Below are 24,773 nucleotides of genomic sequence, written 5' to 3'. Positions count from 1 at the left end.
CGGACTCCAGAAGAAAGAACCCCGCCGGAGCGGGGTTCGGTGCTTCGGCTGTTAGGCCGGGTGGGCTTACAGGGCGCGGCGCATGTACTTGAACGCCGCGGCGGCAACCAGCACGGCGAAGACGGCCCAACCGATGGTGTTGGTGTCGTCGCCGGCAGTGGTCAGGGCGCCGGTGGCTTCTGCCGGGACAGCGGCATAGGCGGTGGCCGCCAGGGTGGAGCCGACAGCGGCGATGCCAACCACGGCTTGGCGGGCGCGACGGCCGTAGCCGGCGGCGCGGTTCTGCAGGTGGGTCTTGAGCTGTTTCATGGGTACTACCTCGCTACTTGAGCAGTCGTTTCAGGACCAGGAAGCCGAAGGCGATGCAGAACAGCGTGAGGACTTCGCCACGCAGTTCCGCGACCTGATCCCAGGTGAGTGCAGAGCCGAACTCGCTCTGCATTTCCTCGCTGGTGACTACGTGCAGGGTGCCGGTGCAGATGGCGGAACCATCGGCGCTGACCGCCCAGCTGCCGTCACAGGCGAGGAAATTCATAGGAAGCGCGCCACGCCATCGACCCAGCCCCACAGGTAGCCAGTGGCAAGGCCCACAGCGAACAGGGAGAGGTACTTAGTCATGGCAGCGCTCCCGAATTAGCTCTTGGCCGAGTCGCCGGGTTTCTCGGCGGCGGGCTGGGAGGGGCGCTGGGTTTGCTGGGGAGCAGCCGGGCGGGCGGGAGCCGGCGCGGCAGCGTCTTTGCCGGTGGCGAGCAGTTCGGTCAGCACCTGGGTGTTCTTGGTGTTGCCGAAGCGGTCTTTGGTCGGGCGGACCACGGTGGCGAACTTGCACAGCACCGGGGAGCCTTCGAAGACGATGCCGTCGAGCAGGGTCGGCTCGATGTCGTACTGGGTGATTTCGAAGCCACGGGCATTGCCACGTGCGCCTTCGGGTATCGGCGAAATCGCCTGGACACTGGCGAAGATTTCGCCGGAGGTTTTGGAGGTGAAGGTGTCGGTCTGGGTGACCCACAGTTCAACGATTCCGCCGGTGGTTGCAAACATGTTCATCTGAAGCTCCTTTGCCTTTTTTGGGCATGAGTTGGCCCGCTGCTGCAAATTGGGCGCGTTGGTGGCCGTCTTTCAGCGGGTGTGGTGGTGCCTGGGTTTTGCTTGGGTGCGGGTGGCGAGATTGGAAACACCAAGGGCGCTGCCCTTGTCATCCCGCTCTCGCCGCCGAGGGCTCAGGAGCGCGGGGCGGTGGTGCTGCCCCTTACTCCCGAGCGGAGGCTATTCAGGGCGGGGGACGGTCAAGGGTGCGCTTCGCCCGGCGCTCCGTTTGTCCGAACGGAAAAGCGCGTTCGGACAAGCCGGTGCGGCGGCCCTGGACCGGTTTGGCCTGAGTGCAGTTGTTGCGGTCGGCCCACTTCGAAATTTCGTGGGCCACGCACATCAGCGGAAAGCCCACACAGGTGAGGAGAGCGAACAGCAAGGTAAGGCTAAAGGCGGCGTCAGTGTGCATGGCTCAGGCCTCCAACTCGAAGGGCTCGCGGATCGGCACGAAGGGAGTCGGTTTGCCGCTGTCGTACACAACGTGCCAGTACTTCGGCGGACGGAGCGCGGGCATGTGTTTCGCGCAGGTAAAACCCGGTTCCACCCGGTACGTCGAGTGGATCGAGCGCCACACTCCCGCGACCAGCGCCATCGTGGTAACGACCGTGAAGACTCGCGTAGGGCGGCACTCGGTGCAGGGTGTGGACTGGAAGACTACGGGCTTCGCCAGTTCGCGACGGGACCAACAGACAGAGCAGTCGCAGTCCGGGGCGTGCGGTTGGTGCGGGCGGTTCGAGGGAATCATCAGCTATCGCCTCCCCTGCTTTCTGGCAGCGTTTGAACGCCTCCCAAGACGGCATCACAGGACCAGCATTGAGAGCGCTGGGGAATGGACGGCCGCTGTATCCGATCACGTTAAAAACGAGGGCTTCCATGCGGGAGAACTCGTCGTATCCGATCTCCCCAGCCATTTCGAGAGCGTCGATAAATCCCAGCAGACGGCCATAGCAACTGGCGTTGTGATCCCGCGCCCAAGTGCCGAGCTGCAAATCAGAGCAGCAAAAAAGAGTCAGCGTCCGCAGAAACTCGGCACGAATCTCAGCCTTCATGCCGTCCACTCCTGTTCCAGCAGCCACGTACGAAGCAGCGCGCTATTCACCATGCGAAGCTTGCCGAGCTTCACCGAGGGCAGGACGCCCCGGTACACCCAAGCGCGGGCCGTGCCGAAGGTGACGCCGTTGCGTTCCGCCCACTTCTCGATGGGCTCTACGTCCTGTTGCGGCCCTACCAGGGCATTGGGAGACAGCTCTTCCAGTTCCATGCTCGTTCCGTCACTATTCATTCCATTAGGACGAGAAGCTCTAATAAATTATTTATCACAGGCCAATCCTAGCACTGATAAATAATTCATCAATAAATTATTTATTATCTCTTAGAGCGTTTTGGAATGATAGAAGAGCGGGTTAGAACCCTTGTAAGGTTTATCGGTGCGACAAAACTGGCCGAAACCACCGCTATTACAGAGCGACAGCGCTGGCAGACCGTCGCGACTAACCGCAAGGTCAAAGCCCGCATAGAAGACTTGGAAGAGCTGTTACGAGTGTTTCCTCAATACGAGCTATGGCTTCTGAAAGGTGACGTAGATCCGGCTCGAGGTCAGATAGCCCCTGGCTACGAGGAAGCAGATGCCAAATTAGCCGTACCCGGCGCGGGATAGAGCTAACACGGACAGTGGCACTGCGTTGGTACGTCAAAAAAGGGAATTAAGCACAAGGAGTGTAATTAAATGCCTAGCTACCACGAATCACTTAAAAACCCTTTGCCCCTCTGCTTAACTCAGCACGACCATCTAAATTTCGCCCACTTTCATCGAAGCCATTGATATGTTGAATAGTACATTAATTAAGTGGCTGTCTAGAGATGTCCCGGACAAGAGCAGTGGACTGACAGCAAGAAAAAACATCGCACTATTTACGGACATTGGTTTAAAGAGATCACAGAACCAAGACCGCGTTGCCTGCTTAAAAGTTAGCGGGAACGAAAAAAATGACGGTGGCTTTTTAGCGATTGCCATTTCGGATGGAATGGGTGGAATGAAGGATGGAGCAGAGTGTGCTACTAGAGCAATAGCCTCCTTCTTCAATTCGCTAATAAAATACCGGCACCGCCCAGAAATGGAAAGGTTGCGGCAGTCGACCATAGACTCTAACGACTGTGTTTACGATTTTTCCGGTGGAGCCGGCGGCGCAACTCTTTCAGCATTACTAATAACAGAAAAACATGGAACATTTTCGGTTAATGTCGGAGATAGCCGAATTTATGCCGAGACGATTGAGTCACCTAGACAACTACGCAGACTGACGACAGATGATTCTTTAGCAGAAGCAGTAGGTGGTCATGGCCGAGAGCTACTTCAGTTCATGGGAATGGGCCCAGGAATACGGCCTCACATTAGCTTCATTAATAACACCTATAACCGCTTCCTCTTGACGACTGATGGCATTCATTTCCCTGAAGAGAGCATGTTTTCTTCAATCTTCATAAACTCTGCGGATATCTATCAAGCTGCTCAGCGACTGGGGACTCTCGCTCGCTGGCTAGGTGCTCCTGACAATGCTTCTGGCGCAGTCGTTTCTCTACAAGATGCAAAAGAACTCATCACAAAAGATGAATCCTCCATTCAAATCCTTGACCCATTCAGTGAACTTCACATTGCTTGGATCAAAGATGAGGTGAGAAATCATTCACCAAATGAACTCCGTCCTATAGAAAGACAACCACCGGCGCCTAGCTCTACGCCAGCATTGCCAGTCGAAATTGGTAACGAACCGGAAGCTAAAACTCCGCCTGACAACGACCAAAGACCTAGCCCAAACAAGAACAGAAAAAGCAAGGCAAAAAAGAAGACAAAGCTTCCAAAAGTTGAAGCACCAAAAGATGAAGATCTTCAAATCGTAATTGAAATGGATATAGAGCATAAGGATAGTGCTGATGATTCTTCCAAGTAGATATGAACTATCCGCCCCTTTGACTGCCGGCGGAATGGGTGAAATATATAAATGCACCGACACCCACCTCAACAGAGAAGTCATCCTCAAAGTCCTAAAAAAGGGCGAAGAGGCCCGTCGACTGCTAGATGAGCAAAAAGCCCTTCTTCAAATTCGCTCAAGGCACGTTGTTCAGCTTTACGACATAATTGAGATAAAAGAAGACGGAAACACAAACCAGGCACTAATTCTAGAATTTATCGATGGAGACACTCTCACACCCGGCTGCCAAAGCTTAGACAATGAATATTTGAAAACACTTTGGCAAATAGCTTGCGGACTCTCAGCCATACATGCTTCGGGAATTATCCACCGAGACATCAAACCTTCCAACATAAAAATTGACTCCAGTGGAAATCTGAAGATTCTCGACTTCGGACTTTCCCGGAGGCATGGCGAGGACGCAGCTACAGTTAACGCCATTGGCACCCCTATTTTTATGGCTCCGGAATTGTGGAAAAAGAGTGATGTCAGCTTCGATAACTCGATTGATGTATACGCCTTCGCAATAACCGCGCTTGCGCTGAAAAAGGATAAGCGAATCCCGGCAACGCTCACAGCTTACCCGCCGGGAAAAATAGAACCGGGAGAGCTGAATGAATATCTCAAAGGAATACCTTCCGACATTATAGGTTTACTTGAAGATTGCCTCAGCCATGACACACAAAAGCGCCCCCACATTAGCGAAATAGAGAAAACTCTAAATCGTCACTTGCTTCACAATAAGCATCGAGCACTGTTAGTTGCAAACGGAGCCACGTACGAACTGAATAAAGACTCGACTAACGTCAACGTAAAAATCGCATCACTCGGGGAAATAAGTATTAACTATGACGGCTATCAATTCATAGTCAAATCCCAATCCGGACAAGTCACCGCCAACAATAGAAATATCGCAAATGGTGAAGCTCTGCCTCACTGCTGCGTCCTGACATTCGGCACAGGATCTAGCAGAAGATTTATAACTTTCGACGTGTCTAATCCGGAGGTAATGCCATAATGAAAAAAGACCTTCTGATATCTAATAGATACCAAGTAATAAAACATATCGGCAGTGGCGGCATGCAAGATGTATATCTCGCAAACGATAAGCTACTAGGAATGCACGTCGCGCTAAAAACTCCACAAGCCGGGCAAGCCGAAAAACGATTCAAGAACAGCGCTATTATTGCGGCAAAAATCAACAATCACAATGTTGCAAAGACATTAGACTACATCGAAGAAGACGAGCAATTCTTCTTGATTGAAGAGTTTGTTGAAGGGGAAACCCTTGACGCGAAGTTAAAGAAATTTGGATTCCTTGACCCCCACTTAGCAGCACACGTTCTTCATCACCTAGCTAAAGGCATACTGGCATCGCATAGAGCAGGTGTAATTCATAGAGACTTAAAACCAAGCAATATCATCACCTCCCACGGCGTGAATTTATACGAATTAAAGATCACAGATTTTGGTATCGCCACCTTAACTGAAGAAGTTTTCGAGGACGCACATAGAAAGGGGGACTTCACCAACTCAACATCAGGAACAATTAAAGGAGCCCTTCCATTTATGGCTCCTGAAATGATGTTCAGAAAGGCAGGTGATCGGACTGAAAAACCAGTAGACATTTGGTCCCTTGGCGCAATGATGTTCCTTCTATTAACTGGCGAACACCCTTTTGGTTTATACCTAGATGCGGCGGTTAATGTTAAGACCAAGGATCGAAAACCGTGGCCGGCATTTATGACCTCCAACCCCCAATTCAAACCGCTGTCCGAAGAACTGCAAAGAATTGTAGATAGTTGCTTAGCCTACGAGGCCGAGAAAAGACCTACAGCTCTTCAACTCGCTCAAATGTGCCAAGACTTATGCTATTTAGGAACAGAACGAGAAGAGGCCACAGTTACCAATCTTATTCAGAATGGATTTAGTGGGTTCGCGGAGAACGATAAAAAATCTGTTTTCTTCAGTATGGAAAGCGTATACGGCCCAACCAGACCTAGCGCTGCAGCCAATAGCAATATTTGCTTTTCAAGCTTCCCTGGCCACCCTAGGGAACGGGCGCACCCCATTTTGGTACTCAAATAGACGAGTTGGGCCGGGATTCTGTGTCGAAAAAGTGTCGAAATAGAGGGGACACAATGGCATTAAATGAACATGGCAGGCGGCTGCATTCCCCCTAACGATACTCACTGGGATGCTCTAACACTACATCTTCGAGGGTTCGATTCCCTTCGCCCGCTCCAGAATCCAAGCAAAAGCCCCCAGCAGCGTAAGTTGCCGGGGGCTTTTGCGTTTTTGGTGCTGCCAAATCCCGTCTTGTAGAATCTCCATCTCCTCACATCTCGGACTCGCCGCATGCCCGCTCCCGCCCTGCACCGGCAATCCCTGTCCTGGCTCCTGCTCGCAGCTTTCCTGTTGTTGATCCGCCCCGCCTGGGCCGACTTGGTGGTCGATGCCACCAGCGTGACCACCCAACCGCTGACGCTCACCACGTACGTTTCAGTCCTCGAAGACCCGAGCCGCGCTCTGACGCTGACAGACGTGCTGTCCCCGGAGCAGCAGGCGCGCTTCGAAGGCGGCCAGCCGCCGGGCAGTTCGCTGGCGATGGGGTTCACCCGTTCGGCGTTCTGGCTGAAGGTGCAGCTGAGCAACCCGAGCGACGCGCCGTTGCAGCGTTTGCTGGTGGTGGAGAACCCGCGGGTATCCCATGTGCAGGCGAACATCACCCAGGCGGACGGCTCGTACCGGACCATCAACACCGGCAGCGATGTGCCGCAGTCGAGCAAGGTCTACCCGAATCGCAATTTCGTCTTTCCGCTGGACCTGCCGGCGCATTCGGAGCAGGTGGTGTACCTGCGGGTGGCGTCGAGCATCGGTTTGCTGGTGCCGCTGCAGTTGTGGCCGGTGGAGGCGTTCCACGCCTACGAGCGCGACGATTACACGGGCAAGGCGTGGTACTTCGGCATCGCCATGGCGATGATCCTGTTCAACCTGATGCTGCTGTTCGCGCTGCGCGATCCGATCTACCTGCTCTACGTGGTCTTCGTCAGTTGCACCGCCTCGGCGCTGGCAATCAAGAATGGCCTGGCGCCGGACTGGTCGATCCTCGGCGTGCCGCTCAACGCCAACATCGTCTACTACTCGGGCGTGTCGCTGGCACTGGCGGCGCTGCTGTTGTTCGCGCGGAGGATGATGCAGTTCGAACGCATCCTGCCGCGCCTGGATTGGGTGCTGCGCGGGATGATCGTGCTGTATCTGCTCAGCCTCGTCGCCTATGCGTTCTTCCTGCCGTACGTGTCCCGCGCCGGCATCCTGCTGAACTTCGCCACGGCGGTCATCCTGCTGGCGGGCGCCGTGGCCAGCGTATTCAAGCGCCAGCGCAGCGCGTTCTTCTTTCTCGCGGCCTTTGCGTTGCTGATGCTCGGCGGGGCGATGACGTCGCTACGGGCCATGGGTCTGGTGCCGACCAACCTGTTCACCGTGGATGGCCTGCAACTGGGCTCGGCGATGGAAATGATCGTGTTGGCCTTCGCCCTCGCCGACCGCTTCAACGTGATGCGTCGGGAAAAGGCGCGGGTGCAGGAGGAGTTGATCCGCACCCAGCAGCAGTTGGTGGACAACTTGCGCACCTCCGAGCACGAGCTGGAGCTGCGCGTGGCCGAGCGCACCGACGAGCTGCGCGAGCTGAACAGCCAGTTGCACGCCATGAGCCTGACCGACGCGTTGACCGGCATCGCCAACCGCCGCCGCTTCGACGGCGTGCTGGAGCAGGAATGGGGCCGTGCGCGCCGCTCGGGCGAGTGGCTGGCCCTGGCGGTGGTCGATGTGGACTGGTTCAAGCGCTACAACGATCACTATGGCCACCCGGCGGGCGACGCCTGCCTGCGGCGGATCGCCCAGACGCTGGCGGCCACGGTGAACCGCTCCACCGACCTGGTGGCGCGTTATGGCGGCGAGGAGTTCGTCTTCCTCGCGCCGACGACCGACCTCGCCGGCGTGCAAGGCATGGCGAACAAGCTGCTGCAGGCGGTGGAGGCCCTCGCCCTGCCCCATGAGTTCTCGCCGCTGGGGCGGGTGAGCGTGAGCATCGGTGTGGCGGCAATGGTGCCTGGGCAGGAAAGCGCCGCCGACGCGCTGGTGGGGCGGGCGGATGCGGCGTTGTACGAGGCGAAGAGGCAGGGGCGGAATCGGGTGGCGGGATGAAGCTCTATTCAAAAGGCCCGACAAGGCAGTAACGAATCAGTTGCTGCTGCACACTCTGCTTCTGCCGCAGCACCAGAATGACGGCGATTTCGCTCAGGTGTTCATGCACCTCATAGAACACGCGGTACGGCCCCGTGTTGAACTCGCGGAAGTGCAATACGCCCAGCAGGCTCGCTTGCTCGCTGACAGGATATCCTGCCGGCGCTCGCGGCAGCTTCTCTTCGATCTCGACGATCAGTTCAAGGAGCGAATCCAGGGCATTCTGCTGCCCCAGGAACGGAACCAGGTGATGAACCTGGTCCTGGATGCTCTGTTCTGCGGTGTGGGTAAATCGGACGACCAACCTGGACACGCTCGATCCTCAATCAGACGGCGAGAATCTTTTGGCAAGCCGGGCCTTGAGGTCGTCAGCTGAACTGTGTTTGCCCTCTGCATATTGCCGAGAGCCCATGGCCAACAGCTTGACCAGGGCAATCGCCTCGTCGCGCTGCTGACGCTCGGCGTAGGACTCGACAACATAGGCTGGCACGCCATTCTGGGTGACAACCATGGGCTCGGTCAGATCCAGGTCGGCAGCGTGACGCTTCAGGTAACTGATAGTCTCGACGCGCATGAGACATTCCTCCGGTAATGAAGGACATCCGCTTGGGATGCCCTCGGCCCGAGCACTATAGCCTGAATTCGGTCTGAATTTAAACCGAACCGGCTTCATCCCTGAAGCCGGACAATTTCATCGAGCGTCACGGGATTGGCTTTTTTCCCTCGTTCAAACCCCTGCCTTTCCCTGATCCCTCTCCTTCAACAACGCCTGGATCACCTGCTCCTGCTCCTCATACCCACCCTCGCCGATGGACAGGTGGCGAATCCGCCCTTGGGCGTCGATGAAGTAGTGCGCCGGCCAGTACTGGTTGGCGAAGGCATTCCAGAGGCGGTACTGGTTGTCCAGCGCCACGGGGTAGTGGATGTCGTGTCGCTTCACCGCTTCGCGGACATTGGCCGGCACGCGTTCGTAGGGGTACTCCGGGGTGTGTATGCCGATCACCACCAGGCCCTGGTCCGCGTACTTCTTCGCCCAGGCGTTCACGTACGGCAGGCTGTGCTGGCAGTTGATGCAGTCGTAGGTCCAGAAGTCGACCAGCACGACCTTGCCGCGCAGCTCGCGCAGGTTCAGTTCGGGGCTGTTGATCCACTCCACCGCGCCTTGCAGCTCGGGCGCCGGGCCGAGGTCGGGCAGGCGCTCGGCGCCGTGTGCCATGTCGCCGGGCATCAGTTGGCTGATCAGCGCGGGCACCCCGTCGATGACCTTGCGCTCCAGGCTGTTCACCAGCGTGGATGAGCGGCCGGCGGCCAGTTGTGCGCTGGCACCGCTGGCGATGCCGACGACGGCCAGCAGGGCGAGCAGGCCGGTAGCGCGGCGCAGCCCCTCGATGACCGCCATGCGCGGGCGCACGTGCTGCATCAGCCGGCGGCCGGCGAAGAGCACCACACCCAGCACCGTCGCGCTGCCCAGGCCGTAGGCGAACAGCAGCAGGCTGGTCTGCGCACTCGGGCCTTGCAGCATGGCGCCGGAGAGAATCAGCCCCAGCACCGGCCCGGCGCACGGCGCCCACAGCAGGCCGGCAGCGAAGCCCAGTACCCACGCGGAAACAGTCGGCGGCAAGCGCCGGGACTCACCGTGCAGGCGATCACCGAGCCACGCCCAGGGCTTGGCCATTACGTCGCTGAAGCGCGGCCACAGCAGCGCCAGCGCGGACACCGCGAGCAACACGAGGGCGACGTAGCGGCCCCATTCGCTGGCGGCGATCACCCAGTTGCTGGAGACGGTCGCCAGGCTCGCCAGCACGGCGAAGCCGCTGGCCAGGCCGAGCAGCGTGAACCAGGGCGACCACGCCGGGCCGCCGGCGCGCTGCAGCAACAACGGCAGGACGGGAAGGATGCAGGGGCTGAGCAAGGTCAGCGCCCCGCCGAGAAAGGCGATGAGCAACATGGGCACCTCGATGGGCCGTCGGCCCGGGAGTCGCGATGGTTAAGCGCCAGGGAAAAAACGTCGCGGCCGTTCCGTGGCCGCGGCCCAGGGGAATCAGCCGCCTTCGTTGCAGTTGGTGGCGAACTTGCGATAGGCCAGGCTGTGCGGCTGGCCGTGGGAATCCAGGTAGTCCATGCGGGCGTTGACGATGCCGCAGTCGAACGGCGAGGCGTTCTCTTCGTGGATGGCCAGGACGCGCTTCACGTCCAGTTTCTGTCCGTAGTGGTACTGCTCGGCGGGCGGGGTGTCGGCAGCCTGGGCGCCGACGCTGGCAAAGGCGGCGATGGCAGCGAAGAGGCAAGCTTGGGCGATGTGAGCGGATTTCATGGTGGTTCTCCTGTCCTGTGTCGGGTTTGATCGGCGGGGGGCTGTGTGCCTTGCCGTTGGTGCCCATTTCACGTTCAGGAGGTATCGGGCTTGTGTCGCGCAGGCCCTGGGTTTGCCGCGCCGGGTATCGCCGGCGGGGTTGGATACAGTGGAATACAAAGCACGGCAGGCAAGCACGGCGCTGCGCTATACACTCGCCTCAACCCACTACGAACGAGGCACCGGCATGGACCATGTCGATCACGTACTGATCGTCGACGACGACCGCGAGATCCGCGAGCTGGTCGGCAACTACCTGAAGAAGAACGGCCTGCGCGTGAGCCTGGCGGCGGACGGCCGGCAGATGCGCGCCTTTCTCGACGCCAACGCGGTGGACCTGATCGTCCTCGACATCATGATGCCCGGCGACGATGGCCTGAAGCTGTGCCGCGAGCTGCGCGTGGGCAAGCACAAGTCCACCCCGGTGCTGATGCTCACCGCGCGCAACGACGAGACCGACCGCATCATCGGCCTGGAAATGGGCGCCGACGACTACCTCACCAAGCCCTTCTCCGCCCGCGAGCTGCTGGCGCGGATCAACGCCGTGCTGCGCCGCACCCGCATGCTGCCGCCGAACCTGCAGGTCAGCGAGGCGAGCCGGCTGATCGGCTTCGGCCGCTGGAAGCTGGACACCACCGCGCGCCACCTGCTCGACGAAGACGGCACCCTGGTCGCCCTCAGCGGCGCCGAGTACCGCCTGTTGCGCGTGTTCGTCGATCACCCGCAGCGCGTGCTCAGCCGCGAACAGTTGCTGAACCTCACCCAGGGTCGCGAGGCGGACATCTTCGACCGCTCCATCGACCTGCTGGTCAGCCGCCTGCGCCAGCGCCTGCTGGATGACGCCCGCGAGCCGGCCTACATCAAGACGGTGCGCAGCGAAGGCTACGTCTTCGCCCTGGCCGTCGAACTGCTCGAGCCGAACGAATGAAATCCCTCCTGCACTGGCCACGCACGCTGGCCGCGCGCCTGGCGCTGATCTTCCTCGCCGGGCTGGTGTTCGCCTACAGCCTGTCGTTCTGCTCGCAGTTCTACGAGCGCTACCAGAGCGCGCGCAACATGATGCTGGGCAACCTGGAGACCGACGTCAGCACCGCCGTCGCCCTGCTCGACCGCCTGCCCCGGGACGAGCGCCAGGCGTGGCTGCCGATGGTGCAGCGCCCCAACTACCGCTACCTGCTCAGCGAAGGCCAGCCGGGCGAGCCGATGAACATGGCGCAGGCGCCAATGGCCGCCCAGTCCATTGCCGACGTCGTCGGGCCGCGCTACCCGCTGCGCTTCGAGAACATCCCCGGCGCCATCCCGCACTTCCAGGTGCACCTGACGCTCAAGGACGGCAGCCCGCTGACCATCGACGTGACGCCCAAGGGCGTGCCTGTGGCGCAATGGCTGCCGTGGGTGCTGCTGGTCCAGCTGGCGCTGTTGCTGTTCTGCACCTGGATCGCCGTGCGCCTGGCCATCCGCCCGCTCACCCAGCTGGCGCAGGCGGTGGACGACCTCGACCCCGACGCCCCGGCGCCGGAACTGGACGAGCGCGGCCCCAGCGAAGTCGCCTACGCCGCCCGCGCCTTCAACGCACTGCAGGGCCGCATCGGCAGCTACCTCAAGGAGCGCATGCAACTGCTCGCTGCCATCTCCCACGACCTGCAGACGCCCATCACACGGATGAAGCTGCGCGTCGAGCAGATGGACGACTCCCCCGAGCGCGAGCGCCTGTGGAGCGACCTGGAGGAAATGCAGCACCTGGTCCGCGAGGGCGTCGCCTACGCGCGCAGCATGGACGGCGCCAGCGAGGCGGCGGTGAAGGTCAACCTCGACGCCTTCCTCGACAGCCTGGTGCTGGACTACCAGGACAGCGGCCAGGCCGTGGAACTGCTGGGCAGCAGCCACGCGGTGCTGGAAACCCGCCCCCATGCCCTGCGCCGGGTGCTCACCAACCTGGTGGACAACGCCCTGAAGTTCGGTGGCTCCGCCCAGGTGGAGGTCGAGCGCGACACCCAGGGTACGGTGTATGTGCGTGTGTTGGACGACGGCCCGGGCATCCCCGAGGACGAGCTCGCCGAAGTGGTAAAACCTTTCTACCGGGTGGAAAGTTCGCGCAACCGCAGCACCGGCGGCACCGGCCTGGGCCTGGCCATCGTCCAGCAACTGAGCCAGGCGCTGGGCGGCACGTTGACCCTGTCCAACCGCGCCAGCGGCGGGCTCTGCGCGCAGCTGCAGTTGCGCCCGGCGCCGTGAGCGGTTTGTACAGAGCGATACAAGACGCCTGTCCCCGGACACATCCGGGATAAGCCCTGCCCCCAGGATGGCTCCACGAACAGCGGCGGCACCCCGCCCGCCGCGTTCCTCCAAGGAGCCCGCCATGAACCGTCCCGCCAACCCCGCCCGCCTGCATGGCTGGCGCCTGTTTTGCCTGCTGTCGCTGCTGGTGCTGATCGTCACCGTCCTGGCCCTGTGGTCCCAGCCGCAGTGGGTGGAAGCGCTGCGCAGCGCCATCCGCGTCACCGCCCGCACCTCCTTCGCGCTGTTCCTCGCCACCTTTCTCGCCTCGTCCCTGGCGTCGCTGCTGCCGGGCGACTTCACCCGCGGCCTGCTGCGCGAGCGGCGCTTTCTCGGCCTGGCCTTTGCCTTCTCCCACGCCGTGCACGCCGTGCTGATCGTCTTCTACGTAAAGTTCTTCCCCGAGACCTTCTGGCACGGCCGCAGCGCCGCCGCGAACATCCCCGGCTCGGTCGGCTACCTGTTCATCATCCTGCTGACCCTCACCTCGTTCCCCTACGCGGTGAAGCGGCTCGGCGCCCGCACCTGGAAGCGCCTGCACAGCACCGGCACCTGGGTCATCGCCCTGGTGTTCCTGCTGTCCTTCTACAAGCGCCTGCCGCTGGGCTCCTGGTACCCACTGGGCTTCGGCCTGATCTTCAGCGCCATCGCCTTCAAGCTCCTCGCCAAGCTGGCGGTGCGCCTGCGCCGTGGCGCCCGTCCCGCCCTGCCGAACGCCTGACTCCTATGCCTGCCACGACCGGGCCTGACCTGCGCCCGGCCGCTGATCCCCTGCCCACGACTCCGCCTTCGAGGTGTGCCATGACCCTGCTGACCCTGAACCCGATCAAGACCGTTTTCGCCCAACTCGACCGCCTCGCCGCCTGGGGCTGGGACATCCCGCTGCGGCTGTTCCTGGCCTGGGAATTCTTCGAGTCGGGCCTGGAGAAATGGCACGGTGACAACTGGTTCGAACAGATCCACGCCAACTTCCCTTTCCCCTTCAACCACTTCTCCGCCGGCTTCGACTGGCAGGTGTCGATGTGGGCCGAACTGATCGCGCCGGTATTGCTCCTGCTCGGCCTGGCCACCCGCTTCGCCTCGGCCTCGCTGATCGTCGTGACCCTCGTCGCGATTGCCGCGGTGCACTGGCCGGCACAGTGGTCGAGCCTGGCGGAACTGGCCCAGGGCTACTCGATCACCGACCATGGTTTTGGCAACTACAAGCTGCCGCTGATCTACCTGGTGGCGCTGCTGCCGCTGGCACTCAAGGGGGCCGGGGCGTTGAGCCTGGATGGAGTGGTGCGGCGAGTCCAGGGGGCTTCGCGGAGCGCCTGATCGGCTGGCCATTCGTCTGCTAGACCCGCAACGCCCTCTCCCTGTGGAGAGGGCGTTTTTGTTTGTCTGCGGGAAGTCGGTGCAGGAGGTTGAACGCGGACTTCGTCCGCCGTTCGCGGGCATGGCCCGCTCCTACAAGGTGCGAATTACCCTCGGGGTTTCATGCCAGTCCGGACACCGCCGCAGCGATCGTAGGGCGCATAACGCGCCAGCGTTATCCGCCGTCGAGGTATCGGCGGATAACCCGTTCCGGGTTATTCGCCCTACGTGCAGCCCTAGCTTTGGCTTTGGCTTTGGCTTTGGCTTTGGCTACTCAAGACGTCCAGAAGAGCATCCGCATGCTCCGAATGCCCCGTTCAGGAGGCCTCGTTGAAGCGGAGTTTCAGGGGTTGAGCGACATGGATGTCGCGAGAGCCGCGATGGGCCAGGGATGGCCCTTCGCGGCGGGCCCCTGAAACTGCGGTTCAACGAGGGCATTTTTCGCCCCAAGCGAAAAACCGGATGTCCGGGGCAAGCCTTTTGGTTATTTTTCGGCGTTTGGAAAAGTAACTCGCCCGAGGGGGCGAAACATGAAGCCTACGCGCAAACCGAGGCGGCGCAAAAACTCCCAGCCCGAAGCAAAAGCATCGCGGACAAAGTCCGCGCCTACGCGGTCGGGAATACCGGCGCCAACCTGCAGGAGCGCCCCATGGGCGCGATCGCGGGCATGGCCCGCTCCTACAGGGAAGCACCTCGCGCGCCGATGAGACACAAAAAAAACCCGCGCACCGATGAAGGTGCACGGGCTGCGCGGTGAGAAGGGATCGATCAGGGAATGACGAACCCTACCTCGATATTGCCGCGGGTAGCTTTGGAGTACGGGCAGATCTGGTGCGCTTCTTCCACCAGTTTCGCCTTGTCCTCGGCGGCCAGCCCCGGCAGGTGCACGGTGAGTTGGGCGGCCAGGGCGAAGCCGCCGTCGGCGGTGTTGCCCAGGGACACGTCGGCGCTCACCGCCACGTCGGCCGGCAGGCGCAGGTTCAGTTTCTGCCCGGTGCGACGCAGGGCGCCGATGAAGCAGGCGGACCAGCCGATGGCGAACAGCTGCTCGGGGTTCGTGCCGGGGCGGCCCGAACCGGGCGGGCTCAGGGGCAGGTCCAGCTCGCCGTCGGCGGTCTGGCCGCGGCCGTCGCGGCCGCCGGTGGTGTGGGTGTGGGCGGTGTAGATCACGGTTGCGAGGGTGTCGGTCATGGCGCTTCTCCTTCAGGGGCGGTGCAAGAGGGGACGACGGGGGGTGGTGCAGTTGGGGCGGGTGCCGAGCACCACGCCCTGTTCTTTCAGGCTGCGCAGCAGGGCGATGCCCTGCGCTTCGATGGCGGCCGCTTCGACGCCGGCAATTTCCGCCAGCGCCGTGAGGTGTTGGCGCCCGGTGAGCTGCCACTGTTGCAGCGACACCAGCAGCGCATGGGCCAGCGGTGCCAGACGCGAGAAGTACACCTTCAGGTCGGTATCCCGGCGCGCCAGCAGCAATGTCGGCTCGGCCGGCGCCTGCGACGGGAGGTGCTCGGGGCCGATATGGCTGACCGGCCAGGCGTAGGCCAGCGGCACGGCAAGGCTGGAAAGCAGCGGCACGCCGTCGAGCAGGTCACCGTGCGGATCATGGGGTGGCTCGGCGTTGTCGCTGAGCAGCAGCGCCGTCTCGATGAACTCGTAGTGCGCCAGTTCCGCCACCCAGCCGGGCTGATCGGTGCGCCCCTCCAGATATTCGACGAACTCGCCGGCAACCTCGGTGAACAGCGGCGTCTGGCAGCGGAAGGCCGCGTAGAAGTCCTCGGTCAGCGCCTGCCAGTGCTCGCGCGCCAGGCTGGCGTGCAGCACCGGGAAGTTGCCGGCGAGTAGCGACTGCAGGTTGCCGAAGAACAATTGCCGGTACACCGCCAGGCGCCGCGCCTCGATGCCGGGCGGCGGCTCGTTGGCCTGCGGGTCACGGATGTAGCGGGTCATGCGCAGTTGCTGGTCGCGCAGGGTCTCAGCCATGGCGCACCTCCGGCCGGCGCGCGGCGGCTTGCAGGCGGCGGATGGTGTTCACTTCGCCGAGCAGTTCGGCCAGCGGCGGCAGGTTGAAATCACGCTCGAGCAGGGTCGGCACCGTGCCCAGGTACTGGTAGGCGCTGGCCAGCAGGCTCCAGACGTCGTCCTTCACCTCGGCGCCATGGGTATCGATCTTCAGGTCCGGCGCTTCGTCGTAGTGCCCGGCGACATGCAGGCAGACGACGCGCTCGGCCGGCACGCGGGCCAGGAAATCGGCGGCGTCGTAGCCGTGGTTGTGGGCATTGACGTAGAGGTTGTTGACGTCCAGCAGCAGGTCGCAGTCGGCCTCGCCGAGCACGGCGCGGAGGAAGTCGATTTCGCTCAGCGCCTGGTAGGGCGCGGCGTAGTAGGAGATGTTCTCCACCGCGATACGGCGGCCGAGGGCGTCCTGCACTTCGCGGATGCGCCCGGCGATGTGGCGCACGGCCTCGTCGGTGAAGGGCATGGGAATCAGGTCGTAGAGGTGGCCTTCGTCGGAGCAGTAGCTCAGGTGTTCGCTGAACAGCGGCACCTGGTGCTGGTCGAGGAACTCGCGGATGCGGCCGAGGAACACGTGGTCCAGCGGCTCCGGGCCACCGAGGGACAGCGACAGGCCATGGCAGGACAGCGGGAAGCGCTCGGCCAGGCGGGCCAACCCTTCGCCGTAGGTGCCGCCCACGCCGATCCAGTTGTCCGGGGCGACTTCGAGGAAGTCCACGGCGCGGTCGTCCAGGGTCAGCAGGTCGGGCAGCAGGGCGCGGCGCAGGCCCAGGCCTGCCCCCTGTAGGGGTGCGGTGGTGCTCATGGCGGTCTCCTTGGCGAAGTGCCCTCCCCGGCCGGCGGCGCGGGGAGGTGGTCGGCTCGGCTCAGTTCCTGGCCTGGCTCAGCTTGCTGTACAGGTCGGACGGGAAGGGTTTGCCGTTGGAATCGAACTGGTGCTTGCGGAACTGGTAGACCTCAGCCTCGGAGAGGTAGCCGTCGTGGTTGGCGTCGATGGCATCGAACTCGGCATTGGCCTTGGGCGCCACGGCCAGCAGTTCGGCGCGGGAGACACGGCCGTCGTGGTCGGCGTCGGTACGGGCGAAGGAGGCATCGCCACATTTGCCTTCACCGCACTTGCCTTCCGCACCGCTGGCCTTGGCCTGGGCACCGTCGGCGCCGCATTTGCCTTCGCCACACTTGCCTTCGCCCTGGCTGGCCTTGGCCTTGGTCTGGTTGGCGCCGCACTTGCCCTCGCCACATTTGCCTTCGCCCGCCTTGGCGGCAGAGGCCAGTTGGTAGCCCTGGGGCAGGGCTTCGACAGCGAAGGCGGAGGATGCCAGGTTCAGGCTACCGGCCAGGGCGACAGCGAGCAGGCCCAGTTGAGTCTTCGAGGTACGGGTCATGGTGCTTCTCCAGATGCTGTGGCGCGGGCTGCGCCGGGGTCATGCCGCAAGGGCGAATCCCTGGGGACGCTGCGCTGGAGGGGTTGCCCTGCCCAGGCGCCGTGTCGTTCGGGTAGGGCTATTTCGCCTGGGCGATGTATCGCGGGCGTATCGGCGGCTGGAGGCTTTTGTATGCGTGTACCGGCGCAGGGAGTGGCAGATACACAGCAATACATTCGGGCGGCGGGATCGGAGGGGAGCGGTTCGCGAGCAAGGGCTGGGCGTCTGCCTCGCTCTACAGATCCGCGTTGCTCTTCGTAGGAGCGAGGGTGCTCGCGAACCCGCGGCGTCACCATGCAAGGGAGAAAAAAAGAAAGGGCCGCAAAGCGGCCCGATCGAGCGACGACGGGGAATCAGCCCGCGCGCTTGGCCGCGATGGCGGTGACTTCGACCTTCATGCCCTCGACCGCCAGCTCGGCGATCCCCACGGCGGCGCGCACCGGGTAAGGCTTGGCGAAGAAGCGGCAGTACACCTCGTTGAACGCGGCGCGCTCGGCCATGCTGGTGAGGTAGATGGTCAGGTGCAGCACGTGGTCCAGGCCGCTGCCGGCCTTTTCCAGAGCCACTTGCAGGCTGCGCAGGGTGGCTTCGCTCTGGGCGGTGATGTCGCCCAGTTCCAGGCTGCCGTCCTCGCGGGTGGGGATCTGCGTGGACACCAGCAGGCCGCCGAAGCCGGCGACGTCGGAGGAGATGGATTCGGGGTCCGCGTCGGGAATGAAGGTAGGCATCATGGGACAAATCTCTGCAATCGATGGGGGACACATCGCCGCATCGTGCGGCGACCGGGGCGCGCAGCTTAGCGTCATCGCAGCGCCGGCCGCCATGCCCATCGATATTCTTGGAGCTCCTTGCGCGGGCCCGCGAGTATTGTCGTCAGTCAATACTTCCAGTCCATGAGCGCGCACTATCCCCACTGAACTTCAGCGAGGGATTATTACACTTTGAGACATAGACCTTTTCATATTCCGTCATTTAAATCGGGCACTCGTTCGGCATTATGGGCGCTGGCTTTTACCGGTCTGGAGCGGACGGGTAAAAGTTCATAGCAACAATGCCAACGCAACTTCCTGCGATTTCCGTCGTGGTCAATCCATGTTCGGGTTCATTGTGCCTGCCTATAAAAATGTCCGGTTCTCACGCATCTCATCGAGCCGGCCCTCCAAGACTCTAGGGGCAATATCCATGAAGCACCTCAAACGCAGCGTCATCATGCTCGCTGTTTCCGCCGCCGCCAGCCAGTTCGCCAGCGCCGAACCCTTCGTCACCAGCCAGGCCGACGCCAAGGGCTTCGCCGAGGACGCCAAGTTCGACATCCTGCTGCGCAACTACTACTACGACCACGACGGCAAGAACGGCCGCGACGACAACCGCGACTGGACCCAGGGCTTCCTGGCGAACTTCTCCTCCGGCTACACCCAGGGCACCGTCGGCTTTGGCGTCGATGCCTTCGGCTACCTGGGTATCAAGCTCGACGCCGGCGGCGGGCGCACCGGCACCGGCAACCTGCCGGTGGACAACCATGGCGACCCCGAGGACGACTACGGCAAGGCGGGCGCCGCGCTGAAAGTGCGCCTCTCCAAGACCGAGCTGAAATTCGGTGACATGCAGCCGGTAGCGCCGGTCTTCGCGGCCGGCGGTTCGCGCCTGATCCCGCAGACCGCCTCGGGCTTCAACCTGCTGAGCAGCGAAATCGACGGGCTGGACGTGGAAGCCGGCCACTTCACCGCGGGCACCAGCCCGATCACCACCAGCCATGACGGCGGCCTGTACGCCACCTACGCCAACGTCGAGGCCGACAGCGTGGACTACGTCGGCGGCAAGTACGCCATCACCGACCACCTCAACGTGTCGCTGTACGGCTCCGAGTTCGAGGACATCTGGCGCCAGTACTACGGCAACGTGAACTGGTTGCTGCCGATGACCAGCGACCAGTCGCTGGGCTTCGACTTCAATATCTACAACACCCGCGACCATGGCCAGGCCAAGGCCGGCAAGATCAGCAACACCACCTGGTCGCTGGCCGCCGCCTACTCCTTCCTGCAGGCGCACACCTTCACCCTGGCCTTCCAGAAGGTCAACGGCGACACCCCGTTCGACTACGTCGGCTTCGGCGACAACGGTGCCGGCGCGGGCGGCGACTCCATCTTCCTCGCCAACTCCGTGCAGTACTCCGACTTCAACGGCCCGGGCGAGCGCTCCTGGCAGGCCCGTTACGACCTGGCGATGGATACCTACGGCGTGCCCGGCCTGAGCTTCATGGCCCGCTACATCAAGGGCGACAACATCGACGGCACCCACGCCGACCCGAACGGCCAGTACGTCGGCCTGTACGGCGAGGATGGCAAGCACCACGAGACCGACCTGGAGGCCAAGTACGTCGTCCAGGAGGGCCCGGCGAAGGACCTGTCGTTCCGTATGCGCCAGGCGTTCCACCGCTCCAATGGCGACCAGGGTGAAGCCGACAACAACGAACTGCGCCTGATCGTCGAGTACCCGCTGTCGATCCTGTAATTCAGCGCGGAAACTATTCGCTCATTCGACCGGGGCAACTTTCGGATTCATCTGAATGTTTGCCCCGCGTTCTGGCGAGATTATTACGCCCGTGCAGAAAGTCTCTTCCCGGATTAACGGTTTATCCCGCGCAGACAACTTTCTAGAATCAACTCCATCTTCCCGCTTCCGCACTTTTCCGGCGGAAGACACCTCCTGACGTTGATATTGTGATTGCTCCTTCGACGTCCTTCCGAGCCGCTCCCATGGAGCGGCTTTTTTTATGTCCGGCATTTGTCATCCCTATCCGGTGCCCGAATCGGCCACTGCGCATGCACCCGCCCGCCCGCCAGCTGCAACCCGGCAGATACGCACGTTCGTCGTCCGTGTCGCAGGCGGAGATTGTGGCCGCTCATCCGCCGTGATTTCATAAAGCCACTGCGTCGGCTCGCCGCATGTCCGGTGCCGACCATCACGCAGAATCGTGCCTATCCTCCGTCGAGAAGCTGCTATCGGATGCGAACTTCCAGTAATCCCGGGGTAAAGGAATACGAGCGATACGAGGGCCTGCTGCGGCTAGCCCGCCACGCCGGTGGGGATTGCGCCGTGCTGCTTATCGATATGCACGGCCAGTTGCTCGGCCAACTCGGCCTCGACGGCGCCGGTGCGCTTTCCCTCGCCACCCTGCTGTCACTCAATGCCGCCACCAGCCCGCTGAGCCATCAGGGGCAACGGCTGAACCTGCTGGCGAGCCGGGTCCTGCGCGACCCGGAAGGCTTTCCCCAGGCACGGTTGCTGCTGCTGGGCAATGGCGACAACGTGCTCAGCCAGGAGCAGCAGAACTTGCTGCGCGATGTGCTGGAACTGGGCGAGGCCCTGCTCGACCGCGCCCGCTCACCGCACAAGGAAAGCGCGCGGCGCATGGCCCTGGCGGTGGACGGCAGCGGCACCGGCATCTGGGACCGGCATGTGCCCACCGGCGAGATCCACTACTCCAGCGCCTGGAAATCCCTGCTGGGCTACAGCGAGGATGAAATCGGCAGCCGCATCGAGGACGCCTACACCCGGGTACACCCGGATGACCTCGACTATGTGCAGAACACCATGCGCGAGCACTTCGAGGGCCGCACCGAGGCCTACGAGGTGGAACACCGCCTGCGCCACAAGGACGGCCACTACATCTGGGTCTGCAGCCGCGGCAAGGTGGTCGAGCGCGATGCCGCCGGCAATGCCCTGCGCATGCTCGGCACCACCACCGACATCACCGCCCTGCGCAGCATGGCCGAAAAGCTGCGCGAGAGCGTCGAACTGCTCACCGACCTGACCAACGAAATCCCCGGCATGGTCTTCCAGTTCCGCCGCCAGCCCGACGGCACCGGCTCCTTCCCCTACGTCAGCGCGGGGGTGATGGACATCTACGGCGTGCCGGCCGAACAGATGCAGCAGAACTCGGTGTTCCTGCGCGACCTGATCCACCCCGAGGACCTGCCAGCCTGCCTTGCCTCGCTGGAAACCTCCGCCGCCCAGATGCAACCCTGGCGGCACGAATACCGCGTGCAGATCGCCGGGCGCGGCATCCTCTGGCGCCAGGGCAACGCGCACCCCAAGCGGCTGCCCGACGGCAGCCTGATCTGGCACGGCTTCATCACCGACATTACCGAACGCAAGCGCATCGAAGCCGAACTGCAGGTGCTGGCCACCACCGACTTCCTCACCCAGCTGCCCAATCGTGGCCACTTCATGCGCCTGATCGAGGCCGAACTGGGCCGCGTGCAACGCTCGACGACGCGTCACGCGGCGATCCTGATGTGCGACATCGACCACTTCAAGGCCATCAACGACCGTTGGGGGCACGCCGTGGGCGACGAGGCCCTGCGCCATTTCGCCTGCATCCTCGGGCGCGACATCCGTCGCGTGGATTTCGCCGGACGCATGGGCGGCGAGGAATTCGCCGTGGTGCTGGGCGACGCCGACGTCGCCGCCGCGCAGATATTCGCCCAGCGCCTGCAACAACAGCTGCAGGAACTGCCGCTGATGCAGGGTGGCCAGCGCATACCGCTGAGCATCAGCATCGGCATCGCCGCGCTGGAAGCGCACGACACCTCCGCCGAAGCCGCGCTGTCGCGCAGCGACACCGCCCTCTACCGCGCCAAGCAGAACGGCCGCAACCGCATCGAGTGCTTCTGATCGCCCCTCGTGGCAAACCCGCGCGGCAGAGCGTGCCGCCTGCGCGGGCGTTGCCGATCCTGCACAGGCGGCGTGAAAAAGTGTGCGGAATTTTTCACCATTATGACCGTGCGTTTTAAATAATGGACTTTTCAGAGCGCCGGGAAATTAATAAAAACCCTTTAAAAACAGTCAGATAGAAATATCCCGCCGCAGGATTTCGGCCATTATTTTTGACGCCCCGCGTCGAATTCGTTTGACATATTTAACGGCTCTGGCAGGCTGGTAGGCAGGTTTCGACCGGGAAACTTCGCCTTCTGTGCGCTCCCGGCAGTGCTCGAAGCCTCAGGTAGCGCGCCTTTTCGCTGCGCGCCTGCACAAAAACGATGGGCTGCAGCCCGTCCAAAGGTGACATATGTCCAACAGCAACATTGGCAACAAGAAACAGACCCTCCGTAAACCCGTCGTACTGATGTCCATGGGCAGCCAAGAGCGCAAAGGCCACGACTATCAGGTCATGACCCACAAATACATCGTGCCCCTGGTCGAACAGTCCGATTGCGTGCCGGTACTGGTACCGACCTGCTGCGGCATCGAAGACCTCGAGCAGTACCTGGACATGGCCGACGGCGTGTACCTGACCGGCGCCGGCAGCAACATCGATCCGACCCTCTACGGCCAGGAGAACCAGACTCCCGGCAAGGGCCAGGACAAGGACCGCGACAACTTCGACATCCCGCTGATCAAGGCCGCCATTGCCCGTGGCCTGCCGATCTTCGGCATCTGCCGCGGCATGCAGGAAATCAACGTGGCCCTGGGCGGCGATATCTACCAGAAGGTCTACGCCGAGCCCGGCTTCAACGACCATCGCGAGAATCCCGACGACCCGGTCGACGTTCAGTACAGCCCGGCCCACGGCGTTCGCCCGGTCCAGGGCAGCTGGCTGCAGCAGCTGCTAGGTGACGAGATCCGCGTCAACTCGCTGCACGGCCAGGGCCTGAAGAACCTGGGCAAGGGCATCGAAGCCATCGCCCACGCCGAAGACGGCCTGGTCGAGGCGATCCACGCACCGACGCTCTCGCCCTTCCTCTTCGCGGTGCAATGGCACCCGGAGTGGCAAGCCGCGAAGAACCCCGACTCGGTGAAGATCTTCCAGGCGTTCGGCGATGCCTGCCGCGCGCAGGTGAAGAAGAAGCAGGCCCGCGCACTCGCTGCCTGATTCGCTTCCCGCGTCATGAAAAGCCCGGCCCTGCGCCGGGCTTTTTCTTTTCCGCGGCGTTACAGAAGCCATCGTCTTCCCCACGGAGACCGTGCTTGGGTCCCCTCACCCCGCCCTCTCCTTCAGGGAGAGGGGGCAGATCGTGCCGGCTGACGCCACTGTTTCATCCTGCGTCCCCTCTCCCCCTGGGAGAGGGCTAGGGTGAGGGCCGGTCCCGAGCACTAGGCTACCGGGTAGAGGAAGGTCGATTTCCAGAAGACCTTGCGAGCACTCTGCTCCACGTCATCAGTCGCGCGAATGGCGCACCCTGCACGCCCTTGAGAGCACCTCGGGCTACCCTTGGCGGCCAGCGATTTCGCTCTGACGAACAAGGTGCAGCCATGAGCAACGACCTCTTCTCCCTCGCCGGCAAGACCGTGCTGGTCACCGGCGCCTCCAGCGGCATCGGCGCCCACCTGGCGCGCGTCGCCGCCGCTGCCGGTGCCCGTGTGGTGCTGGCGGCGCGGCGTACCGAGCGGCTGGCGCAACTGGCTGAGGCCATCCGCGGCGACGGCGGCCAGGCCCACGCGGTGGCGCTGGACGTGACCGACCGCGCCAGCGTCGAAGCCGCCTTCGACAGCGCCGAGGCACAGTTCGGCGTGGTCGACGTGGTGCTCAACAACGCCGGCATCGGCAACGGCCAGCGCGCCCTGGACATCAGCGAAGAAGACTGGCGCGCCATGCTCGCCACCAACCTCGACGGCGTCTGGCGCGTCGCCCAGTGCGCGGCGCAACGCCTGGCCAGGGCCGGGCGCGGCGGCAGCATCGTCAACATCGCCTCGATCCTAGGCCTGCGCGTGGGCGGCGGCTACAGCCACTACTGCGCGGCCAAGGCCGGCGTGGTGCAGCTGAGCAAATCCCTGGCGCTGGAGCTGGCGCGCTTCAACGTGCGGGTCAACGCCATCGCGCCGGGCTACTTCAAGACGGAAATGAACGACGCCTTCTTCGACAGCGACAAGGGCCAGGCCTACATCCGCGACACCGTGCCGATGCGCCGCCTCGGCCAGCTGAAGGAACTGGAAGGGCCCTTCCTGCTACTGGCCAGCGAGGCCGGCGCCTTCATGACCGGCGCGGTGCTCGCCGTGGACGGCGGCCACCTGGTGAGCAGCCTGTAGCGCACACCGCCTGGCCGCTGG

The 24,773-nt window shown here is 62.4% G+C and carries 28 protein-coding genes; 13 read left to right on the top strand and 15 right to left on the bottom strand.

Annotated elements, in window-relative coordinates:
* Positions 1-66: 66 nt before the first annotated feature.
* The 6 genes from N0B71_RS14490 to N0B71_RS14465 all read right to left on the bottom strand — a co-directional run bounded on the left by N0B71_RS14490 (position 67) and on the right by N0B71_RS14465 (position 2,350).
* The gene (locus tag N0B71_RS14490; RefSeq protein ID WP_259753266.1) at positions 67-309 is read right to left on the bottom strand and encodes a major capsid protein; all 243 of its coding nucleotides are present in this window, start codon (positions 307-309) and stop codon (positions 67-69) included.
* 13 nt (positions 310-322) lie between these two features.
* Positions 323-535: a hypothetical protein gene (locus N0B71_RS14485; protein ID WP_259753265.1), complete on the bottom strand. Its 213-nt coding sequence runs from the start codon at positions 533-535 to the stop codon at positions 323-325.
* Positions 536-633: 98 nt separating this feature from the next.
* Positions 634-1,047 (bottom strand): DNA-binding protein, encoded by a 414-nt coding sequence (locus tag N0B71_RS14480; protein WP_259753264.1) that lies wholly within the window; start codon positions 1,045-1,047, stop codon positions 634-636.
* Positions 1,048-1,270: 223 nt separating this feature from the next.
* Positions 1,271-1,498 carry a hypothetical protein gene (locus N0B71_RS14475; protein WP_259753263.1) on the bottom strand — a complete coding sequence of 76 codons (228 nt, stop codon included), beginning with the start codon at positions 1,496-1,498 and terminating at the stop codon, positions 1,271-1,273.
* Between the two features lie 3 nt (positions 1,499-1,501).
* A complete protein-coding gene (gene pflM / locus N0B71_RS14470) occupies positions 1,502-1,834 on the bottom strand; it encodes a DUF5447 family protein (RefSeq protein ID WP_259753262.1) in 333 nt (110 codons plus the stop codon).
* Between the two features lie 300 nt (positions 1,835-2,134).
* On the bottom strand, positions 2,135-2,350 hold the full coding sequence (locus N0B71_RS14465) for a DNA-binding protein (protein ID WP_259753261.1): 216 nt from the start codon (positions 2,348-2,350) through the stop codon (positions 2,135-2,137).
* A 562-nt stretch (positions 2,351-2,912) separates the two neighbouring features.
* Here N0B71_RS14465 and N0B71_RS14460 point away from each other — a divergent pair.
* The 4 genes from N0B71_RS14460 to N0B71_RS14445 all read left to right on the top strand — a co-directional run bounded on the left by N0B71_RS14460 (position 2,913) and on the right by N0B71_RS14445 (position 8,264).
* The gene (locus N0B71_RS14460; protein ID WP_259753260.1) at positions 2,913-4,037 is read left to right on the top strand and encodes a PP2C family protein-serine/threonine phosphatase; all 1,125 of its coding nucleotides are present in this window, start codon (positions 2,913-2,915) and stop codon (positions 4,035-4,037) included.
* Positions 4,021-5,076, top strand: a complete 1,056-nt coding sequence (locus N0B71_RS14455; protein WP_259753259.1) for a serine/threonine-protein kinase — start codon at positions 4,021-4,023, stop codon at positions 5,074-5,076. The genes N0B71_RS14460 and N0B71_RS14455 overlap by 17 nt, the downstream gene beginning before the upstream one ends.
* Positions 5,076-6,146: a serine/threonine-protein kinase gene (locus tag N0B71_RS14450; protein WP_259753258.1), complete on the top strand. Its 1,071-nt coding sequence runs from the start codon at positions 5,076-5,078 to the stop codon at positions 6,144-6,146. Before N0B71_RS14455 ends, N0B71_RS14450 begins: the two co-directional genes overlap by 1 nt.
* Before the next feature lie 270 nt (positions 6,147-6,416).
* A complete protein-coding gene (locus N0B71_RS14445) occupies positions 6,417-8,264 on the top strand; it encodes a sensor domain-containing diguanylate cyclase (protein ID WP_259753257.1) in 1,848 nt (615 codons plus the stop codon).
* A gap of 4 nt (positions 8,265-8,268) precedes the next feature.
* On the opposite strand, the gene N0B71_RS14440 is transcribed toward N0B71_RS14445, so the two are convergent.
* The 4 genes from N0B71_RS14440 to N0B71_RS14425 all read right to left on the bottom strand — a co-directional run bounded on the left by N0B71_RS14440 (position 8,269) and on the right by N0B71_RS14425 (position 10,617).
* Entirely contained in the window at positions 8,269-8,616 is a 348-nt protein-coding gene (locus tag N0B71_RS14440; RefSeq protein WP_259753256.1) for a type II toxin-antitoxin system RelE/ParE family toxin, read from the bottom strand.
* A 9-nt stretch (positions 8,617-8,625) separates the two neighbouring features.
* Positions 8,626-8,877 (bottom strand): type II toxin-antitoxin system Phd/YefM family antitoxin, encoded by a 252-nt coding sequence (locus N0B71_RS14435; protein ID WP_259753255.1) that lies wholly within the window; start codon positions 8,875-8,877, stop codon positions 8,626-8,628.
* A 153-nt stretch (positions 8,878-9,030) separates the two neighbouring features.
* On the bottom strand, positions 9,031-10,251 hold the full coding sequence (locus N0B71_RS14430; RefSeq protein ID WP_259753254.1) for a cytochrome c biogenesis protein DipZ: 1,221 nt from the start codon (positions 10,249-10,251) through the stop codon (positions 9,031-9,033).
* A 93-nt stretch (positions 10,252-10,344) separates the two neighbouring features.
* A complete protein-coding gene (locus N0B71_RS14425; protein WP_259753253.1) occupies positions 10,345-10,617 on the bottom strand; it encodes a DUF2790 domain-containing protein in 273 nt (90 codons plus the stop codon).
* 226 nt (positions 10,618-10,843) lie between these two features.
* Between N0B71_RS14425 and N0B71_RS14420 the strand changes: the two genes are divergently transcribed.
* From N0B71_RS14420 to N0B71_RS14400, 5 genes are all read left to right on the top strand, one after another.
* On the top strand, positions 10,844-11,584 hold the full coding sequence (locus N0B71_RS14420; RefSeq protein ID WP_259753252.1) for a response regulator: 741 nt from the start codon (positions 10,844-10,846) through the stop codon (positions 11,582-11,584).
* Positions 11,581-12,891: an ATP-binding protein gene (locus N0B71_RS14415; protein WP_259753251.1), complete on the top strand. Its 1,311-nt coding sequence runs from the start codon at positions 11,581-11,583 to the stop codon at positions 12,889-12,891. Before N0B71_RS14420 ends, N0B71_RS14415 begins: the two co-directional genes overlap by 4 nt.
* 124 nt (positions 12,892-13,015) lie before the next feature.
* Positions 13,016-13,654 carry a ferric reductase-like transmembrane domain-containing protein gene (locus tag N0B71_RS14410; protein ID WP_259753250.1) on the top strand — a complete coding sequence of 213 codons (639 nt, stop codon included), beginning with the start codon at positions 13,016-13,018 and terminating at the stop codon, positions 13,652-13,654.
* A gap of 80 nt (positions 13,655-13,734) precedes the next feature.
* Positions 13,735-14,250, top strand: coding sequence for an HvfX family Cu-binding RiPP maturation protein (locus N0B71_RS14405; RefSeq protein WP_259753249.1), 516 nt, complete (start codon positions 13,735-13,737; stop codon positions 14,248-14,250).
* Positions 14,251-14,680: 430 nt separating this feature from the next.
* Positions 14,681-15,046: a hypothetical protein gene (locus N0B71_RS14400; RefSeq protein ID WP_259753248.1), complete on the top strand. Its 366-nt coding sequence runs from the start codon at positions 14,681-14,683 to the stop codon at positions 15,044-15,046.
* A gap of 11 nt (positions 15,047-15,057) precedes the next feature.
* Here the strand turns inward: N0B71_RS14400 and N0B71_RS14395 are convergent, their stop codons facing one another.
* The 5 genes from N0B71_RS14395 to N0B71_RS14375 all read right to left on the bottom strand — a co-directional run bounded on the left by N0B71_RS14395 (position 15,058) and on the right by N0B71_RS14375 (position 18,454).
* Positions 15,058-15,480: an organic hydroperoxide resistance protein gene (locus N0B71_RS14395; RefSeq protein ID WP_259753247.1), complete on the bottom strand. Its 423-nt coding sequence runs from the start codon at positions 15,478-15,480 to the stop codon at positions 15,058-15,060.
* A gap of 12 nt (positions 15,481-15,492) precedes the next feature.
* A complete protein-coding gene (locus N0B71_RS14390; RefSeq protein ID WP_259753246.1) occupies positions 15,493-16,266 on the bottom strand; it encodes an HvfC family RiPP maturation protein in 774 nt (257 codons plus the stop codon).
* Entirely contained in the window at positions 16,259-17,104 is an 846-nt protein-coding gene (locus N0B71_RS14385) for an HvfB family MNIO-type RiPP peptide maturase (RefSeq protein WP_259753245.1), read from the bottom strand. Before N0B71_RS14385 ends, N0B71_RS14390 begins: the two co-directional genes overlap by 8 nt.
* 61 nt (positions 17,105-17,165) lie before the next feature.
* A complete protein-coding gene (locus tag N0B71_RS14380) occupies positions 17,166-17,684 on the bottom strand; it encodes an HvfA family oxazolone/thioamide-modified RiPP metallophore (RefSeq protein WP_259753244.1) in 519 nt (172 codons plus the stop codon).
* A 392-nt stretch (positions 17,685-18,076) separates the two neighbouring features.
* Positions 18,077-18,454, bottom strand: coding sequence for a RidA family protein (locus N0B71_RS14375; RefSeq protein ID WP_259753243.1), 378 nt, complete (start codon positions 18,452-18,454; stop codon positions 18,077-18,079).
* A gap of 451 nt (positions 18,455-18,905) precedes the next feature.
* Here N0B71_RS14375 and N0B71_RS14370 point away from each other — a divergent pair, with 451 nt between their 5' ends.
* From N0B71_RS14370 to N0B71_RS14355, 4 genes are all read left to right on the top strand, one after another.
* A complete protein-coding gene (locus N0B71_RS14370; protein WP_259753242.1) occupies positions 18,906-20,234 on the top strand; it encodes an OprD family porin in 1,329 nt (442 codons plus the stop codon).
* A gap of 495 nt (positions 20,235-20,729) precedes the next feature.
* On the top strand, positions 20,730-22,400 hold the full coding sequence (locus tag N0B71_RS14365; RefSeq protein ID WP_259753241.1) for a sensor domain-containing diguanylate cyclase: 1,671 nt from the start codon (positions 20,730-20,732) through the stop codon (positions 22,398-22,400).
* A 394-nt stretch (positions 22,401-22,794) separates the two neighbouring features.
* The gene (locus N0B71_RS14360; RefSeq protein ID WP_259753240.1) at positions 22,795-23,598 is read left to right on the top strand and encodes a gamma-glutamyl-gamma-aminobutyrate hydrolase family protein; all 804 of its coding nucleotides are present in this window, start codon (positions 22,795-22,797) and stop codon (positions 23,596-23,598) included.
* A 380-nt stretch (positions 23,599-23,978) separates the two neighbouring features.
* The gene (locus N0B71_RS14355) at positions 23,979-24,752 is read left to right on the top strand and encodes an SDR family NAD(P)-dependent oxidoreductase (protein WP_259753239.1); all 774 of its coding nucleotides are present in this window, start codon (positions 23,979-23,981) and stop codon (positions 24,750-24,752) included.
* Positions 24,753-24,773: the final 21 nt, after the last annotated feature.

Source organism: Pseudomonas sp. GCEP-101 (assembly GCF_025133575.1).
GTDB lineage: Bacteria > Pseudomonadota > Gammaproteobacteria > Pseudomonadales > Pseudomonadaceae > Pseudomonas > Pseudomonas nitroreducens_B.
Note: the sequence above shows the minus strand (reverse complement) of the source record. Positions and strands in the feature narration are given on the sequence as shown.

What these genes read in the sequence shown, in the direction of transcription:
- N0B71_RS14490 (WP_259753266.1), bottom strand. Translation starts at nt 309, where the DNA reads ATGAAACAGCTCAAGACCCACCTGCAGAACCGCGCCGCCGGCTACGGC.
- N0B71_RS14485 (WP_259753265.1), bottom strand. Translation starts at nt 535, where the DNA reads ATGAATTTCCTCGCCTGTGACGGCAGCTGGGCGGTCAGCGCCGATGGT.
- N0B71_RS14480 (WP_259753264.1), bottom strand. Translation starts at nt 1,047, where the DNA reads ATGAACATGTTTGCAACCACCGGCGGAATCGTTGAACTGTGGGTCACC.
- N0B71_RS14475 (WP_259753263.1), bottom strand. Translation starts at nt 1,498, where the DNA reads ATGCACACTGACGCCGCCTTTAGCCTTACCTTGCTGTTCGCTCTCCTC.
- pflM (WP_259753262.1), bottom strand. Translation starts at nt 1,834, where the DNA reads ATGATTCCCTCGAACCGCCCGCACCAACCGCACGCCCCGGACTGCGAC.
- N0B71_RS14465 (WP_259753261.1), bottom strand. Translation starts at nt 2,350, where the DNA reads ATGGAACTGGAAGAGCTGTCTCCCAATGCCCTGGTAGGGCCGCAACAG.
- N0B71_RS14460 (WP_259753260.1), top strand. Translation starts at nt 2,913, where the DNA reads ATGTTGAATAGTACATTAATTAAGTGGCTGTCTAGAGATGTCCCGGAC.
- N0B71_RS14455 (WP_259753259.1), top strand. Translation starts at nt 4,021, where the DNA reads ATGATTCTTCCAAGTAGATATGAACTATCCGCCCCTTTGACTGCCGGC.
- N0B71_RS14450 (WP_259753258.1), top strand. Translation starts at nt 5,076, where the DNA reads ATGAAAAAAGACCTTCTGATATCTAATAGATACCAAGTAATAAAACAT.
- N0B71_RS14445 (WP_259753257.1), top strand. Translation starts at nt 6,417, where the DNA reads ATGCCCGCTCCCGCCCTGCACCGGCAATCCCTGTCCTGGCTCCTGCTC.
- N0B71_RS14435 (WP_259753255.1), bottom strand. Translation starts at nt 8,877, where the DNA reads ATGCGCGTCGAGACTATCAGTTACCTGAAGCGTCACGCTGCCGACCTG.
- N0B71_RS14430 (WP_259753254.1), bottom strand. Translation starts at nt 10,251, where the DNA reads ATGTTGCTCATCGCCTTTCTCGGCGGGGCGCTGACCTTGCTCAGCCCC.
- N0B71_RS14425 (WP_259753253.1), bottom strand. Translation starts at nt 10,617, where the DNA reads ATGAAATCCGCTCACATCGCCCAAGCTTGCCTCTTCGCTGCCATCGCC.
- N0B71_RS14420 (WP_259753252.1), top strand. Translation starts at nt 10,844, where the DNA reads ATGGACCATGTCGATCACGTACTGATCGTCGACGACGACCGCGAGATC.
- N0B71_RS14415 (WP_259753251.1), top strand. Translation starts at nt 11,581, where the DNA reads ATGAAATCCCTCCTGCACTGGCCACGCACGCTGGCCGCGCGCCTGGCG.
- N0B71_RS14410 (WP_259753250.1), top strand. Translation starts at nt 13,016, where the DNA reads ATGAACCGTCCCGCCAACCCCGCCCGCCTGCATGGCTGGCGCCTGTTT.
- N0B71_RS14405 (WP_259753249.1), top strand. Translation starts at nt 13,735, where the DNA reads ATGACCCTGCTGACCCTGAACCCGATCAAGACCGTTTTCGCCCAACTC.
- N0B71_RS14400 (WP_259753248.1), top strand. Translation starts at nt 14,681, where the DNA reads ATGGCCCTTCGCGGCGGGCCCCTGAAACTGCGGTTCAACGAGGGCATT.
- N0B71_RS14395 (WP_259753247.1), bottom strand. Translation starts at nt 15,480, where the DNA reads ATGACCGACACCCTCGCAACCGTGATCTACACCGCCCACACCCACACC.
- N0B71_RS14390 (WP_259753246.1), bottom strand. Translation starts at nt 16,266, where the DNA reads ATGGCTGAGACCCTGCGCGACCAGCAACTGCGCATGACCCGCTACATC.
- N0B71_RS14385 (WP_259753245.1), bottom strand. Translation starts at nt 17,104, where the DNA reads ATGAGCACCACCGCACCCCTACAGGGGGCAGGCCTGGGCCTGCGCCGC.
- N0B71_RS14380 (WP_259753244.1), bottom strand. Translation starts at nt 17,684, where the DNA reads ATGACCCGTACCTCGAAGACTCAACTGGGCCTGCTCGCTGTCGCCCTG.
- N0B71_RS14375 (WP_259753243.1), bottom strand. Translation starts at nt 18,454, where the DNA reads ATGATGCCTACCTTCATTCCCGACGCGGACCCCGAATCCATCTCCTCC.
- N0B71_RS14370 (WP_259753242.1), top strand. Translation starts at nt 18,906, where the DNA reads ATGAAGCACCTCAAACGCAGCGTCATCATGCTCGCTGTTTCCGCCGCC.
- N0B71_RS14365 (WP_259753241.1), top strand. Translation starts at nt 20,730, where the DNA reads ATGCGAACTTCCAGTAATCCCGGGGTAAAGGAATACGAGCGATACGAG.
- N0B71_RS14360 (WP_259753240.1), top strand. Translation starts at nt 22,795, where the DNA reads ATGTCCAACAGCAACATTGGCAACAAGAAACAGACCCTCCGTAAACCC.
- N0B71_RS14355 (WP_259753239.1), top strand. Translation starts at nt 23,979, where the DNA reads ATGAGCAACGACCTCTTCTCCCTCGCCGGCAAGACCGTGCTGGTCACC.